Source organism: Bacillus sp. FSL K6-0073, assembly GCF_038006085.1.
In the GTDB taxonomy this organism is placed as follows: domain Bacteria; phylum Bacillota; class Bacilli; order Bacillales; family Bacillaceae_G; genus Bacillus_A; species Bacillus_A cereus.
This window is the reverse complement of the sequence record NZ_JBBOUN010000001.1, coordinates 2,048,113-2,064,129: the sequence shown is the minus strand read 5'-3', so window position 1 is coordinate 2,064,129 and position 16,017 is coordinate 2,048,113. Positions and strand designations below refer to the sequence as shown.

Genomic DNA, 16,017 nt, shown 5'->3' with positions numbered 1-16,017 from the left:
AAAAATGGTATAATACAAGTGCTAGGTACACGGAATGTCCGTTATTTGGTTATACGTGAATGTTTCGAGTCTCCAGCGGCAACTGGGGACTTTTTTCTTTTACCTTGTTCTTTTTAGTTTGTTTAACGGCGAGAATTCATCATGGCTCTTTCTCATTTCTTTAACATCCATTTGTATATACCGTCTCATCGTTCGTATGTCAGCCCATCCGCCGATTTTTTGTAAAGTAAAAACATCGCATCCGTTTAGTATCATGTTTTTAGCCCATGTGTGTCGATAAACGTGTGCGGATACTTTCTTACCTTTAACTCCCGCTTTGTCAGCGTAATGCTTCAATCGCTTATTAAAATGAATGGGAGTCAATGGATCACCGTAGCTTGTTAAAAATATCAAATCATTTTTAAAATTTGCTTTGTTTTCATTTACAAGTTGTAGAACTAACTTAGTAACGTGTGTAGAAATCGGTACTAGGCGTGGCTTTCTATTCTTACTTCTATCCGGTGATATTGTGATAAACCGTGATTGAAAGTCGATATCTGCAATACGCAAACTAACAAGCTCTCGAATCCTTAATCCAGAATCAAGTAACAGATTAATCGCTACGAAGTCCCGAAACCCTACGAAATCTCTTAGGTTGGGTTGCTGCAATATCGCTTTGACTTCTTCGTCCTCTAAACAATTCGTTAAATCGATATCTTGTCTCAATAATTTAACTCTTTCCATCGGGTTCACTTGAATAATTTCTTCCCGTTGCAGATGATTAAAAATTGATCGTAACGTCCTAAGGTTAATATTTATCGTCGTATCAGCTAAACCAACTTTTCGGTTGTCTGTGTGAATTACTTTATGAGTATCGTAGCGCTTTTTATCGTGTTTCATATAATTAATATATTCTCGAAAGACTTCCGCTGTTAATTCATCGATATACTCTACGTCATAATTCGCATATAACCAATCAGTGAAATACCGCCACATTTTGATATAATCCTTTACGGTCCTTTCCCTACACCCTTCTGCACGCTTACCTGAGATAGCAAGGTCGAGCGCTTGTTGAATTGTTAGCTTAGGGTATTTTTTTCCGTCATTAGATATCTTCGTAATCCTTTTTCTCTTTTTTAACGACAAAATAAAAGACCTCCCTAACGATTAGATTTCATCGTTAAGAAAGTCGTTATCCACAACCGTATATTGAACAATTTAGTATTGTTTTCATCCCTCTAATACGCTTGTTTTATACGTTCACTCTATCGTTATCCACAATTCTTTTCCCATCTTATCGTTTTCCAAAAACGTAACAATCCAGCTGCTGGACGAATTTATAAACGACTAGGGTTTAAAGACATTGGGATGTGGACGATGTATCGATAATAAGAAGTACTCTATAAGAGGAAATAGTTGTAACTTAGCAATAAAAGCCGATTACACAAAAACTTCACACCGTTATTATGAAGATGGAGAAACTACTTGTAAAGCCGTGCCCCTAACTAAAACATGTCATGTATTCAAGCTAAATTTAGACAGATAAATGCCCCAGTTGCATCTACTCCAGCAATTGGGGCGTTTACCCTCAAATTCTTTCCACTATATTTATGAAACATTTATTCCACTTATGTCGCTATTATCATTACGTGCAAATGCTCTTTTTAATATTACTGCTTCTTATTATACTGTGCTTTAAAATCAATATATTCCTGTCTCGCGTCCTGATTATTACCTTGTTGACTATCAAAGTATGTGTGTATTTGTGATATGTGTTCTACTGACTTTCCTTCTTCATTTCTCTTTTTATAATTCACTACAATACTCACTTCCAATATCTGCTCTGAGCCCTTTGTAAACTCAATATGCAGTGCGATCGATCCACCACCATATTCATCATATTGTATTTTCAACTTATCATTAATAATATTTTGAAACTCTGATTCAGTTAATGTATATCCAACAGTACTAGGCTGACCAAACTTTTTTATATCACCTCCTGGCTTCATCTTTAGTTTCCCTATCCCTTTTAAACGATCTACAATTAAGTTCACGTATGAAACATCCAGACCTGAATCCGTACTTTGTACCTGTCCATTCTCATAACTAATATTTGTACTATAATTAACTTCTTCTTTATAATTTTTATTATCTACTTCCGAGGTAATTTCTTGTGTTGTATTTCCATATAAACTTTTATCTTTCGTATTATATATGCCTTTCGAAGTTTGATAGATTGTTTTACTGTGCTCTCCATCTTCCTTTTGCTCATATGTACTATATATACCTCTTTGTTTCACATAGGCATATCCATCATCACTAGCGGACATAACCTTTTTCATATCACCTTCATCCAAAGCTTTGACAAATGGCTCATATTCTATCTTTTTTTCAAAAAAACTACATGCTTGTAGTAGGCTGATTGTTATTATGATAGTAATCATTTTAGAAACCTTTTTTGTGTTCATTTCATCATCACACTACCCACTCTACATTTTCGATCAGATAACCTTCTAATCACTTTAATCACCTTACATAATTAAATTTTCTTTTAGAAGTTAAAATACTCTCCTGTAAATAATTACTTTTCTATCATCAAAACTTACAATACGCACTTTCTTTATGCCTTACGTTTCGATTTACCTTTTTTATTTTTCTTTCGATATCTTGGAGTCTCTCTTTTATGTTGCTCCCACGTTTTATTAAATGACGGAAATTTAAATCTGCAATATGCTAATAGCTGAAATTCAGCTGCACCTATGGCTATCGTATACATTAAAAAGGTCCCTACTATATACATAAATAAAGCATCAAACCCATAATCGTTATGAAAATATATCAAAATAAGAATAGTTACTGCGTATAGTGTAGCCCACTTCATCATCTTTCCTTTTGTTTTACTAAAGAAAGAAGCAGACCTCTCATCCATACTAAACGCACCTTCACTCGCTTGTTTAAACGTATCAATCGTTGTCACAATATGAACAACAACTGCTCCTAAAAATAACAATCCTGCATACAGTAATGTAATCTGATCAATTGAATTATTAGCCATTTTAGTACCAATCAAAACTACGAGTAATATTATTGCCATTTGAAATGCATTTAATAATACAACAATTGTTTGTAGCTTTTGAAATTTAAATTGAGCTTTTGGAAATAAATATAGAATGAAAAAAATTACTTGCAGAGCATATAACAACACTTCCAGCTTAACAATTCCTATATTAAGGAGAACCATACAGTAATCCCAATCACCTGATACAATAATAGAAAAAACGGCTATTGAACTATAAAGTATTCCTCCAAACATAAAGCCTGTAGCACCCTCAGGACTTAAACGATCATTACATGTCATCCTAAACTTATCTAAATCTTCTTCTTTTATATTCCACATCCTGGCTCTTCACCTTCTATACGTTTCAATTGTTTTTCGAGTACTAAAATTCTATTAATATATTATTTATCCCGCTTTAATGGGCAGTAAGACCCCCAGCTCAAAATTCAGCGAAAGCAAAGAATTTAGGTGGGGGATCAACCGCCCATAAAAGTCCGATTGGTTCAACTAATAATCAGTGGGGGATGAAGAAAACCCCCACTGATTAAAGTTTCACTTTATTTTTCGTTTTGAATTTCTTATTTTATTTTCGACTCTCCCACGCATTCTCTCATTCTCTTCCCACGTCATATGAAATGACTTGAATTTGAATCTACAATACACTAAGAGCTGGAACTCTGCCGCTCCTATTGCTACTGCATACATAATAACATTACACATAACATAACCAAACATTGTGTTTAATGAATAATTATTATTTATATAAATTAAAACAAGAAGAATTATCACATAAATTACAGCACCTTGTATAACATGTCCCTTTGTTTTACTAAAAAACGAAGCTGATTTGTCCTCACTACTAAATGCACCTTCGCTTGCTTGTTTAAATGTATCAACTGTTGTCACAATATGAACAATAATTCCACCTAATACTAATAGACCTACATAAACACGTGTATGGAGATCAATTGAATGCTCTATCATCCCAGAAAGTACAAATAAAGTGCATCCGATAGTTCCAAGTTGAAATGCATATAATAATATAACGAGCGTTTGTAATTTTTGAAATTTATAACGTGCTTTAGGGAATAAATATAGAATTAAAAACATTACTTGCAAACCATATAACACTAATTCAATCCTAACAATTACCTTATCAAACAAGGTAGTATAATAATCCATTCCTCCCACAAAAATAATAACCATAAATAATGAAGTATAAAATATCGTTCCGAGCATAAAACCCGCAGCACCTTCAGGACTTAAACGCCCTTGACATGTCATTCGAAACTTATCTAAATCTTCTTCTTTTATATTCCACACCCTGACATTTCACCTTCTATACAGTTTAAATAATTTCCATTCACTTCAATTCTATTTCCCTCTTATTTACTTTTCGATTTGGATTTTGTATTTCGCTTTCGAATTCTCCCACGCATTCTCTCATTCTCTTCCCATGACATATGAAATGACTTGAATTTAAATCTACAATACATTAATAGCTGAAATTCAGCTGCACCGACAGCAATTGTATACATTAATACAGTACCTACCACATAAAGGACTAAGACATCGAACGCATAATTAGTATGAAAATAAATCAAAACAAGAAGGGTTAGTGCATATAGTGTAGCCCACTTCATCACATTCCCTTTTGTTTTACTAAAAAATGAGGTAGATCTTTTATCCTTACTGAACGCACCTTCACTCGCTTGTTTAAACGTATCGATAGTTGTCACAATGTGAACAATGGCTGCTCCTAGGAATAACATACCTACATATATTAATGTAATTCTGTCAATTGAATCCTCCGAAATTCCAGGAAGAATCAACGCTGTGAATGTTATAGTACCTAATTGAAATGCATATAATAAAATTACAAAAGTTTGTAGTTTTTGTAATTTAAAACACACTTTTGGAAATGAATATAGAATTAAAAACATTATTTGTAAGCTATATAACACAATTTCAATTTTAACAATTGTTTTGTCAAAGAAAGTAGTATAATACTCCAAGCCCCCCATAAAAATAAAAAACATAAATACTGAAGTATAAACTACCCCTCCAATAAAGAAAACTACAGCACCTTCAGGACTTAAACGATTTTTACATGTCATCCTAAATTCATCTAAATCTTCTTCTTTTATTTTCCACATATAATTACACCATCTTTTCTAAAATCATGTAATAACTCTATATTTGTAAACAAACTAGGAGTAAATAAATGTTTTGGTATTTCATATTAAACTAGCCTTTTTTACTTTTTCTAATAAACATAAAATATAACAATAACATCGATATTAACCCTGTCCCACCGCCCAACACCCCTCCATATTCTTCTAGATATATGCAAGAAATATACTACCAATAAAAAATATTATTCCGAAGATAACAATCCACTTCCCCAGAAACTCTACTACTTTATATAGAATTAAAAAGATAAATATAATCCCCACAATAATAGGTGCTATTACACTTTCAAATAAACCTTTTTCTTTTTTTACAGCTTTAGAATCTTTATTCAAGATATTACATTCCTCCCTTTACTAGTTAATTTATGAATAATGTATTCATTCTATCTTCAATGTAAGTTTACGAGTATCATTTCAGTTTTTGTTTCGCTTTTGTTCTTTCTCTCTTATTCTTTTTCTATTTGCTATAAATTCTTGGCGTTCCTTTTCATGTTGTTCCCACGTAATATTAAATGATGGAAATTTAAAGCGACAATACACCAATAGGACGAATTCTGCTGATACTACAGCGAATATATATAATATTATTGTTTGTGTCACATAAATTTCCATTTCATCAAATGTATAATTAAGGTTTAAAAAAATTAATACAAGTAGAACTATTACACCGATCGTTATTCCAATCAATAAATATAATTTCGTGTTAGTAAAAAACGAGACAGCCGGTCCTTCTAATTTATATCCTCCATGCTTTGCTTTTCTAAAAACATCGATTGTTGCTACAATGTGAGTACAGATTGCACCTAATAGTATTAAACCGATATAAACCAATGTTTTATTGTCACATGGAAAATCATATATTCCTTCAACAACCATAACTATGAAAGGTAATGTCGCTAACTGAAAAGCATAAAATACAGTTACGATTGTTTGTAGTTTCTGTAATTTAAAAGCAATCTTTTTAGACATGAATAATATTAAAAAAACGAACTCCAAAACATACAACTTAACCTCAGTTTGTACAACTATCTTTTCAAAAGAAGTTAGAGAAATCTTATCACCGTTCAGCAAAACACCTAAAAACATGATGAGCATTGGTATAGAAGTATATGCAAAAACTCCCCCATAAAAGATTCTTATATAATCCGGACTTAATCGGTTTTTATTTGTAATTTGAAAAAACCTAAATCTTCTTCCTTTATTTTAAGCATTCATCTTTCCCCATTTCGACGCAAAACTTATTTTATTTCTTTAGTTTTCTTTTTTTCCTTCTCTTCATAAAGCTTTAGTCTTTTCTGACGCTCTCTTTCATGTTCCTCCCACGAAATATAAAATGATGGAAATTTAAATCTGCAATAGGCTAATAATTGGAACTCAGCTGCACCTATGGCTACCGCGTACATTACAAGAGTTCCTGCTATATACCCTACTAATATCTCTGTTTCATAATCATTATGAAAATAAATTAAAATAAGAAGGATTAGTCCATATACCGTAACACCAATCATTACGTTGTTTTTTGTTTTACTAAAAAATGAAGCTGCCCTTTCATCCATACTAAATGCTCCACTCTCTGCTTGTTTAAAGGTATCAATTGTGGTCACCAGATGAACAAAAACTGCTCCTAGAAACAATAAACCCACATACAATAATGTAATTTGATCAATCGAATAATTTGAAATTGCTGGAAGTATAAACAATGTGAATCCTATAGTTCCCAGCTGAAATGTACATAATAATATCACAAGCGCTTGCAACTTTTGACATTTAAAACGAACTTTTGGAAATAGATATAGAATTAAAAAGATTACTTGCAAGGTATATAAAACTAATTCAATACAAACAATTATTTTGTCAAAGAGATTTGGATAATAACCCCAGCCAAATTTAACTAATGCTCCAAAAATAAAAAGCATGAATAATGAACTATAAACAGTTGCGCCAAGTATAAACACCATGGAGCGTTCTGGGCTTAAACGATTTCTACATGTAATTCTAAATTCATCTAAATCTTCTTCTTTTATGTTCCACATTTGTTAACTCCACCTTTCCCCGAACTATAGTATATTACCAAAATAAAGATGCAATTTTCTTAGTCACTGATTTTATACCTTTTTATTTTCATCGCAACTCTTAACAATCTCTTTTGTTGTACTGCGCCTTGTATTTTAAATATTCCTGTCTCGCATCTTGGTTATTATCCTGTTTTCTATTAAAATACGTTATTATTTGGAACATATTTTCTATTAATTTTCCATCCTCATTCTTTTCTTTAAAATCTATATCTATCCTCATTTGCAAAATTTGTTTTGGATTATTTGGGGCATCCAGGTACAATACGATTGTTGCTCCATCAAATTCATCGTATTGTATCTTTAATTTATTATTAATAATATTTTTAAATTCAGATTCAGTTAGTCGATATCCCACTGAATTAGGCTGATCAAACTTTTTCATATCATCTTCAGGCTTCATTTTTAGTTTCCCTATCCCATTTAAACGATCTACAATTAAGTTTACGTATGAAACATCTAGATTTGAATCCGAACTTTTCACCTGTCCATTTTCATACTTAACATGAGTACTATAAATAGTTTCTTTTTTATAATTCTCATTTGTCCTTTTTCCCTTGTCTTTTTCTATATCAGTCGTAACTGTTTGTATCGCCTCTCCATATAAACTTTTATCTTTTGTATTATATACACCTTCCGTGGTTTGACGAATTGTTTTACTGTGCTCCCCATCTTTTTCTTGCTCAAACGTACTATAAATACCTCTTTGGGTCACATAAGCATAACCATCGTCACTCGCAGACATAACTGTCTTCATATCACCTTCATCCAATGCCTTTACTAATCTCTCATACTCTATCTTCGTCTCCCCAAAAACACATCCACTTAATAAATTTGCTATTATTGACAGAACTATCATCATCTTGGCTTTCTTCTTTAACTTCATACTGACACCCCGTTGATTTCTCTAGGCATTTTTAAGTTCATTATGTTCCTTTTTGGAAAGTAATACATTTCACCCTTATTTACTTTTCGTTTTAGATTTTGTATTTCGCTTTCGCATTCTCTCATCCTCTTCCCACGTCATATTAAATGACTTGAATTTAAATCTACAGTACGCCAATAGTTGGAATTCTGCTGCCCCAATGGCTACTGCATACATTAAAACAGTACCTATTACATATCCAATAAAAGTGTCAAACGTATAATCATTATGAAAATAAATTAAAATAAGTAGGATTAATGCGTATATTAAAGTCACTTTCATCATAGTTCCTTTTGTTTTACTAAAAAAGGAAGTGGATCTTTCATTCATACTAAACGCACCTTCACTTGCCTGTTTAAACGTATCAATCGTTGTCACAATATGAAGAATCACTGCTCCTATAAATAAGAAGCCTACATATACTAATGTAATTCCGTCGATTGTATAATCAGACATTCCAGGAAGAATCAGAGCTGTGAATAATATTGTACCTAATTGAAATGCATATAATAATACGACAATCGTTTGGAACTCTTGAAATTTAAATCGAGCTTTTGGAAATGAATATAGAATTAAAAAAATTATTTGCAAGCTATATAGCACAAGTTCAATTTTAACAATTGTTTTCTCAAATAAACTAGTATAGTAGTCCCAACCAAAGGTTACTAAAGTACCAATAAGAAAAAACATCATAACTGAAACGTACACTATTGTTCCTATCATAAAACCTAAAGCACCCTCAGGACTTAAACGGCTGCTACATGTTACTCGAAATCCATCTAAATCTTCTTCTTTTACGTTCCACATTCAGTTTTTCACCTTCTATACAGTTTAAATAATTTTCATTCACTAAAATCCCATTACATTCCTAATTTTTCAAGTACATTCATCTTTGTGTAACTAAATTTAGATAATCTTTTATGTATATCATCACTACATTAATTACCGTACATAATCAGAATGCTTTTGATAGTTCAAATAGCCTTCTTTCTCCTCAAAAGCTCTAAATATTCTTCTCTCTTTCACTTAAGCATATTCCTCATACTCTATTTTTGTTTCCCCCGAAACTGCACTTACTTAGTAAAAACGTTACTGTCGTCACAATTGTATCGAGATAATATAGCTTTAATTTTATCTTCAGAAAGGTGATAACCTTCCATCAACAATATGCTAGGAGGTTATTACAGTTATTTAAAATTTGTTTTTTATTTTAATGGATTCGATTTTTGCAAATAATAATGTTATTTAATTTGAGCAGCGAATATTAAAAACATACTGCTTAATAACTCGTAATTAAGTCTTCCCCCTCATATCTAGGGTCTTTCTCAACTTTACCATCTTTTGTTTTGATGACTTTTAGTCTACCTAACCACTCTGCTCCGTTATATGTCTCTTCACTTACCCATACATTATGCTTTTTACCATCTACCTCAACTACTAATGTGGGGTGTGTAAACATGAATTCCTTCTCTACATGCCTACCTACAATTTCTGCATGTAATGATGTACCTTCTTCAACTAATTTACTATTTTGATACCCTTCGATAATAGGTAATCCAATAAATACAAAGAATATGAGTCCAAATACGATTACTTTCTTCTTTGTACTCCATTTATTCTTTTCTTTCAATTCCTTCTGTCTCGCTTCTCTTTCTTCGCGTTCATCCAAACTCTCATTTAAAGCATCTTCCCATGCCTTAATTTCCGCTTCAATTTCTGCTTCAGCTCTTGCTAGTTTTTGTAATTGTTCATCGGTTGCTACCATCTCATATGAGTTATCTCCAACCAAACGAATTTCAGTACCATTTTCTTTTACTTTTCGCAAGTCTTTTTCTGTACAATTAAACTCTCGAATGATTTCCCCTTGTGTGTTTACCAATCTAACGTAAATGTTTTTTTTCTCCTTCTTCTTAAACATCTGCACTCCTCCTTATTTGTTTCCTATCATAGATAACCCTATTGCAATTAAGAGAAAGAAAACGATAATAAAGAAAGTCTTCCCTTTTCTTACTTGTGTTGTACAACCTTCCAAGACAGCCCATATAAAAATTGGGAAAAGAAGAATACCTAGGAGAATATCAACCAACTTGTTGCTACTCTTCTTTAGTGGTTTTTCTTCTACTATCGGTTTTATCTGAACTGCTTCTTTTCTTATTTGTTTCGGTTTCTTTTTCTTGCGTCTATGATTCCCCAAACTTACTCCGCCACATTTTAAACTTAGCTGCAAATTGATCTTCAATTCTTCAAAACAAATCAGCTCCCTTAGAATGATTTATTATTATGAAAAGACTTTTCATAATTCACATAATCTTGCTTCGCTTTCCTCTTTAACTTCATACTGTCACCAGTTACTCTAGGCATTTTTAGTTTCATTACGTTCCCTTATTGTTCCTATCATAAATCCTAAAGCATCCTCAGGACTCCAACGATGTTTACATATCATCCGGAATCTATCTGAATCTTCTTTTATATTCCGCATTCAAGTGTCCCACCTTTAACTACATTCATTTAAATCATGTAGATTAAATATAAAAACCTTCTCATTTTAATGAAAAGAGAAGGTTTTCCTGCTGTTATACATTCATGCTATATACAAAACTTTCCCTCTTCAAATAACGTATTATAGTTGTTAATCTTTGGATTTTTATTTCCGCTATTAATTTAGGCATTTTTACTTTTCTTAAAAAATACCAAATATGCAAATAATGATAAGATTAAGAGGAATACACCCGCCCCTATACCCTCATATATTTTAAAATAAACAGCAGCAATTATCACAAATATGGACATTATTATTATTAGAATCATTGTATATTTCATTATAAATTCTAACACTTTATAGATAGATACTATTTTCCTTTCAAAAAAACTTTTCTCTGTTTCCAAAACATTTCGATCCTTATTCAAAATAACACCTTCCCCTTTTTACAAATTGACTTTCGAATAAATTTTCCCTTTCGACATAAGAACAGAGCGAACTGCAGAACGTAACTACTACCCATTCAGATTGATCCAACTGAAAAATCTCATGTCGAATTATTCAATCAATTACATATAGATCTTAGAATAAAAAACCTCCTCATTCTAACCAGAAGAGAAGGTTTTATTAATCTCAGATATTCTTACATTATAATAATGATTCTTTTTGAGCTATTTCATAATGCTCTGCTATTTTTTTACACATCTTTTTATATTCCAGCATCCACTCTGCTATTTCTTCTATCTCTTCATCAGTGGACTTTTTCTTATATTTAAAACCGATCACTTTCATATCCGAAAACACTTCTTCTTCCATTTCTTCATCTACCGGAATACATTGGATAATAACTTTCGTTGTGTTTGAGACTTGTACAAAAATTTCAAATGTGCCAACAAACATAGCAACCGTTCGGAATAATTCTTTATTACTCATATATAAAACCCTTGCAAGTTCTTCTGCAAGTTCAGGATATATAAACAATACATCAATCATTTCAGCAGCTATTATACAATTATCTACTGATACTTTCTCCAATATTTGCTGCTTAATTAATTCCCCAGTTTTATCCTCACACTCTTGTTGAAAATACACAGTTTTTTCTTTTGAAAATAGCCACATATGTAGACTCCCTTCCTACTAAAAACAACAATTAGAACTCTTAATTCAAGAATACCTTTATATTATTCTTCTATAAAACGAAACTAAAATCTGGTTTTTACTTTTCATATTTCCAGAACTAAAAGTACACTAAATTATTATTGTGTATCCACTGCAATTTTTATTTCAACATACTGTAGCTCTTCATCACCGCTAAAAATATGATAAATAGGTGAAATCATATCAAGTTCATTATCTTCCATATACTGAAGCATCTCAGCATATGCATACTCGGTTAATGTTTCATAATCTCCTGTCAATCGTTTCACAAGCATGTCATCTACATAGTAATAGCTTCTAAATTTCATTGTTTCTAATGGTGGAACTTTATCCTCATATATCGGCATAAATAATTCAATATACATATTTTCATCTGAAGGAACATTTTTCAATGCATAAAATAGTGGACCTTTTGCTGTTAAGTTCGCTTTTTCTATTTCTAGCATAAAATCGTCAATCGAATCTTTCATATAGGTATAATGAATATAGTATTCTTTTGAAACAACATTTGTATATGCAATACTTTGACCTTCTATAATCATTTTACGGTTTCACCTACTTCTATAATAGGAGCGTAAATATCTAACCAAGTATCACCGTATACATCTAAGCATACATGATAAAAACTACTATCTAATTTAATATGGTTTTGATTTGCCACCTCGTGTATTAAATTATACACATCTTCAATATCACCATCTTCATCCGTAAAACGCACACTTAAAGCATCTTCAATTATTAAACCATCAATGTATTCATATGCAGAATCTCCCCCCAGTTCCACACGTTCATTTACCGGAACACAATATGTATATTCACCATATGCTGGTTCATTTTCAAGTGGTTTATATTTAAAAAGAACCGGTCCTACTGCATAAATCCCATTACGGATAACTTGATTTCTCAGCGCAATAGCAGGTAGTAACCAATCTTCTTTTTTGACGACTTGAGTAATACTAATTAAATTTAATAGTGATAATGCTTTATATTGAACTTTCACAACATCTACTCCCCTTATCTTTATTTCTTTCTAATTCGAATAGAAACTTGCAATTTCTCATTTCATACACATAAATTAACAACTTATGCTATAGCAAAAATTCATTTCTTTTATTATCTACTTTTCGATTTGTTTTTTTTATTATATTTTCTAAATTTCTGACGTTGTCTCTCATTCTCTTCCCACGTCATATTAAATGATTTAAATTTAAATCTACAGTACACTAAAAGTTGGAATTCAGCTGCACCTATGGCTACTGCGTACATTAAAATGCTCCCAACCACATACATTAGTAAAGCATCAAACCCATAGTCGTTACGAAAATAAATTAAAATCAGAAGGAGTGGTACGTATATCATTACTCCCTTCAGTACATTCGTCTTTGTATTACTAAAAAATGATTTAGATCTCTCATCCATACTAAATGCACCTTCACTTGCTTGTTTAAACGTATCAATTGTTGTCACAATATGAAAAAAAACTGCTCCTAGAAATAATAAACTTGCAAGCGTCAATGTAAAAACATCAATCGACTTATTAGCTATTTCAGAAACGATTAAAGCTGTGAGCCCAATCGTTCCTAATTGAAATGCGTATAATAACACGACAATTGTTTGTAATTTTTGAAATTTAAAACGAGCTTTTGGAAACGAATATAGTATTAAAAAAATGATTTGCACACTGTATAACAACAGCTCAAACTTTACAATTCCCATTTCAAAGAGAACCTTACAATACTCCCAACCACCTGATAAAACGATAGAAAATATAATTATTGAACTAAAGAGTATGCCCCCCATCATAAATCCTGTAGCTCCCTCAGGACTTAATCGTACTCTACATGTCATTCGAAACTCATCCAAATCCTCTTCTTTTATATTCCACATCATTAAATTGCTCCTTTTATGTCATCTAACTTAACATCAAAATAAAGACCAAATCTTTTTCGTTATTTGTTTGACTCCTTTTTTTGCATAATCGATTGCATTATCTTCTCCTCCCCACTTATAATTCATCACTGCTGTGGCAAATACCGCAACACCAGCTCCTACAACAGTGCCAACAGGCGGAACGAAAAACGATCCCGCTACTGCACCAGCTGCTGCTGCTCCAGCAGTTGCTCCAATATCTACTGCTGAATCTGTTGCTATATCAACTATATCCTCTCGCTGCCATCCATTTTTTTGAGCCTCTGCAATGTTATTTCCAACTGACACAACCGCTCCAAATATAGCGGCCCCTTTTAAAAACTTACCAGTTTTCCCAAGTTCTTTAAAAGCTTCTTTCCATTTTCCAGGATGTAAATCCTTTAACCCTTTTACATACTCCGTTTTAAACGAACTCCATCCCCTTTCTTTAATTGCAGTAGTTAATCCATTTTGACTCCGATCCTGATGAAATTTGTGAAAATCTTGAAATTCCGGTAACTTATAAATTCCTTTTCTTGCTTTTCTTACTTGTTCATTCGTGATTCTCGAATTTTCTACACCATCCATTTTAAGCCCATTTTTTACGTAACGAAATATACTATCATCACTACTATCCATCTTTAGTAATTTGAATACTTCCACTAAATCTTCTTTTTGACGTGTTGATAGTGTAAACTTCCCTTTTCCTTTTCGAGAATCAGGATCAAAAATTGCTTTAAAATCATAATTCTTTTTAGCATAATACATACGAGCAAAGGCAGCTATTAAAAATTTTGTTCCTTTTTGTTGTATATCAAACGCCGTCATATGATTCGAAATACCATTTATTAAGTTTCCATTCCATCCACCAGCCATAATTTTTTCGACTATCTTACTAGAAAAATCTCCATTGGCTGCTTGTATTTCTTTCATTCCCTTGTCTAATGAACTTAACATTTCATTAAAATGTTGAAGTTCATTTTGCTGACTATTATACGTTTCTAATTTTTCTAGCGTATCACTAATTTCCTTTTGACTTTTTTGGATTCCTTCAGATATTCCTGAAGATGATGGATACTGAGTTGGGACAATGTCTGCTATAGTCGATATAGTTTGTTTTGCTTCTTCATTAGAGCGATCAAATTCATTGCTGTATCCATTAATTTTTTTCTTTACATTATCTAAATAGTTCCCATAAATCTTTGTGTCACTATCACTATCAACTGTACTATTAAAACTCTCTATTGCTTTTTGAAATTCATTTTTTAACTCTTCCGCTGCAATTTGAAATCCAGCAATCGTAGTACCATGTACTCTAGAAAAATACCTCTTTATTTCATCTGCTGCTTTCCCTTGAAAAGAATTAAGTTGGTTCAAATCATCTATTTTCCCTAATAAAGTTTCAAAATATTGGTTTAGTTCGTCAGCACTTGTTTGAAATCTTTTTTGTAATTCGTTTACTTCTTGTAATTCAATATTTTTATCCACGTTTCTCTCCCCTTATTTCATTTTTACGTAGAATGTTTTTCTAGTGCTGCTGTATACCAACTTTTAGTTCTTGCCCAAGTTTTGCATCTTTCTCTACCATTTTTGCTCCAATTTCTTGTACTCTACTTATATCATTTTCTAACAATTTCTCATATCGCTGAACTTTCTGAGAAAGTTTTTCAATCGCTTCACAATATTTTTTCAGTTTACTTAAATTCGTACGATGTAACTGCATACCATTAAATTTAGTCTTACCTAAATCACTAGCACCACTTTTCAAATCACTTACTTTCGCATCAAATACCCCTTTATTTAATTTAATTTCCCCCATTTATCATTTCCCCGCCTTCTGTACTTCTACTTGAATACTAGCATCAACCATTGAAACACTTCTACTTAGAGAAAGAATACTAGACTCACATGTAGCGATTTCTCTTTCGAGCCGCCGTATGGCTTGATCGATGTCTTCTTGCACTCTCCCTAGTTCTCCGATAAACTTCCCTAAATTCGAAATGACTTGTTGTTCATACGTTTCTTTAAAAGTAGTTGCTCTTTGCCCTTTCCAACTACTCTCGTTTATTTCTAAAGACTTAAATTGCTCTTGATTTTGTTTAATTGCTTCAAGATTATTTACAAATTTCCCCTTAGCAGTTATTAGCCTTCGTAGTTTCATTTGTAATTCAGCCAATTGCCCTTGTTGATGACTTATACTACTTAATAAACCCGATTTTTGACTATTTAATTCCTCTATCCCCATG

At 32.1% G+C, this 16,017-nt stretch carries 18 protein-coding genes and 3 pseudogenes; 1 reads left to right on the top strand and 20 read right to left on the bottom strand.

Annotation, left to right across the window (positions count from 1 at the left end; genetic code table 11):
- Positions 1–99: 99 nt before the first annotated feature.
- Positions 100–1,125, bottom strand: coding sequence for a tyrosine-type recombinase/integrase (locus tag MHB52_RS10845; protein ID WP_061664506.1), 1,026 nt, complete (start codon positions 1,123–1,125; stop codon positions 100–102).
- 168 nt (positions 1,126–1,293) lie between these two features.
- On the opposite strand from MHB52_RS10845, the pseudogene MHB52_RS36795 reads away from it, so the two are divergent.
- A pseudogene (locus MHB52_RS36795) lies at positions 1,294–1,368 on the top strand (GNAT family N-acetyltransferase); the annotation flags it as partial.
- 281 nt (positions 1,369–1,649) lie between these two features.
- Here the strand turns inward: MHB52_RS36795 and MHB52_RS10840 are convergent.
- The 19 genes and pseudogenes from MHB52_RS10840 to MHB52_RS10750 all read right to left on the bottom strand — a co-directional run bounded on the left by MHB52_RS10840 (position 1,650) and on the right by MHB52_RS10750 (position 16,016).
- Complete coding sequence (locus MHB52_RS10840; RefSeq protein WP_016117683.1) at positions 1,650–2,423, bottom strand: DUF3952 domain-containing protein; 774 nt, start codon at positions 2,421–2,423, stop codon at positions 1,650–1,652.
- Positions 2,424–2,599: 176 nt separating this feature from the next.
- Positions 2,600–3,376 (bottom strand): hypothetical protein, encoded by a 777-nt coding sequence (locus tag MHB52_RS10835; protein WP_061664504.1) that lies wholly within the window; start codon positions 3,374–3,376, stop codon positions 2,600–2,602.
- Positions 3,377–3,589: 213 nt separating this feature from the next.
- Positions 3,590–4,360, bottom strand: coding sequence for a hypothetical protein (locus MHB52_RS10830; RefSeq protein WP_061664503.1), 771 nt, complete (start codon positions 4,358–4,360; stop codon positions 3,590–3,592).
- A 62-nt stretch (positions 4,361–4,422) separates the two neighbouring features.
- Positions 4,423–5,193, bottom strand: a complete 771-nt coding sequence (locus MHB52_RS10825; protein WP_061664502.1) for a hypothetical protein — start codon at positions 5,191–5,193, stop codon at positions 4,423–4,425.
- A 91-nt stretch (positions 5,194–5,284) separates the two neighbouring features.
- Positions 5,285–5,562, bottom strand: a pseudogene (locus tag MHB52_RS10820) (hypothetical protein).
- An 81-nt stretch (positions 5,563–5,643) separates the two neighbouring features.
- A pseudogene (locus tag MHB52_RS10815) lies at positions 5,644–6,440 on the bottom strand (hypothetical protein).
- Between the two features lie 27 nt (positions 6,441–6,467).
- Positions 6,468–7,262 (bottom strand): hypothetical protein, encoded by a 795-nt coding sequence (locus MHB52_RS10810; RefSeq protein WP_061664501.1) that lies wholly within the window; start codon positions 7,260–7,262, stop codon positions 6,468–6,470.
- A 100-nt stretch (positions 7,263–7,362) separates the two neighbouring features.
- On the bottom strand, positions 7,363–8,187 hold the full coding sequence (locus MHB52_RS10805; RefSeq protein WP_170924526.1) for a DUF3952 domain-containing protein: 825 nt from the start codon (positions 8,185–8,187) through the stop codon (positions 7,363–7,365).
- 75 nt (positions 8,188–8,262) lie between these two features.
- On the bottom strand, positions 8,263–9,033 hold the full coding sequence (locus tag MHB52_RS10800; RefSeq protein WP_061664500.1) for a hypothetical protein: 771 nt from the start codon (positions 9,031–9,033) through the stop codon (positions 8,263–8,265).
- Between the two features lie 472 nt (positions 9,034–9,505).
- A complete protein-coding gene (locus tag MHB52_RS10795) occupies positions 9,506–10,144 on the bottom strand; it encodes a hypothetical protein (RefSeq protein WP_061664499.1) in 639 nt (212 codons plus the stop codon).
- 12 nt (positions 10,145–10,156) lie between these two features.
- On the bottom strand, positions 10,157–10,420 hold the full coding sequence (locus tag MHB52_RS10790; RefSeq protein WP_061664498.1) for a hypothetical protein: 264 nt from the start codon (positions 10,418–10,420) through the stop codon (positions 10,157–10,159).
- Positions 10,421–10,887: 467 nt separating this feature from the next.
- Positions 10,888–11,133, bottom strand: a complete 246-nt coding sequence (locus tag MHB52_RS10785; RefSeq protein ID WP_061664497.1) for a hypothetical protein — start codon at positions 11,131–11,133, stop codon at positions 10,888–10,890.
- A 220-nt stretch (positions 11,134–11,353) separates the two neighbouring features.
- Positions 11,354–11,824 (bottom strand): hypothetical protein, encoded by a 471-nt coding sequence (locus MHB52_RS10780; protein ID WP_061664496.1) that lies wholly within the window; start codon positions 11,822–11,824, stop codon positions 11,354–11,356.
- Between the two features lie 137 nt (positions 11,825–11,961).
- A complete protein-coding gene (locus tag MHB52_RS10775; RefSeq protein WP_000582721.1) occupies positions 11,962–12,405 on the bottom strand; it encodes a DUF5085 family protein in 444 nt (147 codons plus the stop codon).
- Positions 12,402–12,863, bottom strand: a complete 462-nt coding sequence (locus tag MHB52_RS10770; protein ID WP_000868166.1) for a DUF5085 family protein — start codon at positions 12,861–12,863, stop codon at positions 12,402–12,404. Before MHB52_RS10770 ends, MHB52_RS10775 begins: the two co-directional genes overlap by 4 nt.
- A 113-nt stretch (positions 12,864–12,976) precedes the next feature.
- Positions 12,977–13,750, bottom strand: coding sequence for a hypothetical protein (locus tag MHB52_RS10765; protein ID WP_061664513.1), 774 nt, complete (start codon positions 13,748–13,750; stop codon positions 12,977–12,979).
- Positions 13,751–13,786: 36 nt separating this feature from the next.
- Entirely contained in the window at positions 13,787–15,259 is a 1,473-nt protein-coding gene (locus MHB52_RS10760) for a T7SS effector LXG polymorphic toxin (protein ID WP_000360012.1), read from the bottom strand.
- A gap of 40 nt (positions 15,260–15,299) precedes the next feature.
- A complete protein-coding gene (locus tag MHB52_RS10755) occupies positions 15,300–15,590 on the bottom strand; it encodes a TIGR04197 family type VII secretion effector (protein WP_000503889.1) in 291 nt (96 codons plus the stop codon).
- Between the two features lie 3 nt (positions 15,591–15,593).
- A complete protein-coding gene (locus MHB52_RS10750) occupies positions 15,594–16,016 on the bottom strand; it encodes a YwqH-like family protein (protein ID WP_000510565.1) in 423 nt (140 codons plus the stop codon).
- Between the last annotated feature and the right edge of the window lies 1 nt (position 16,017).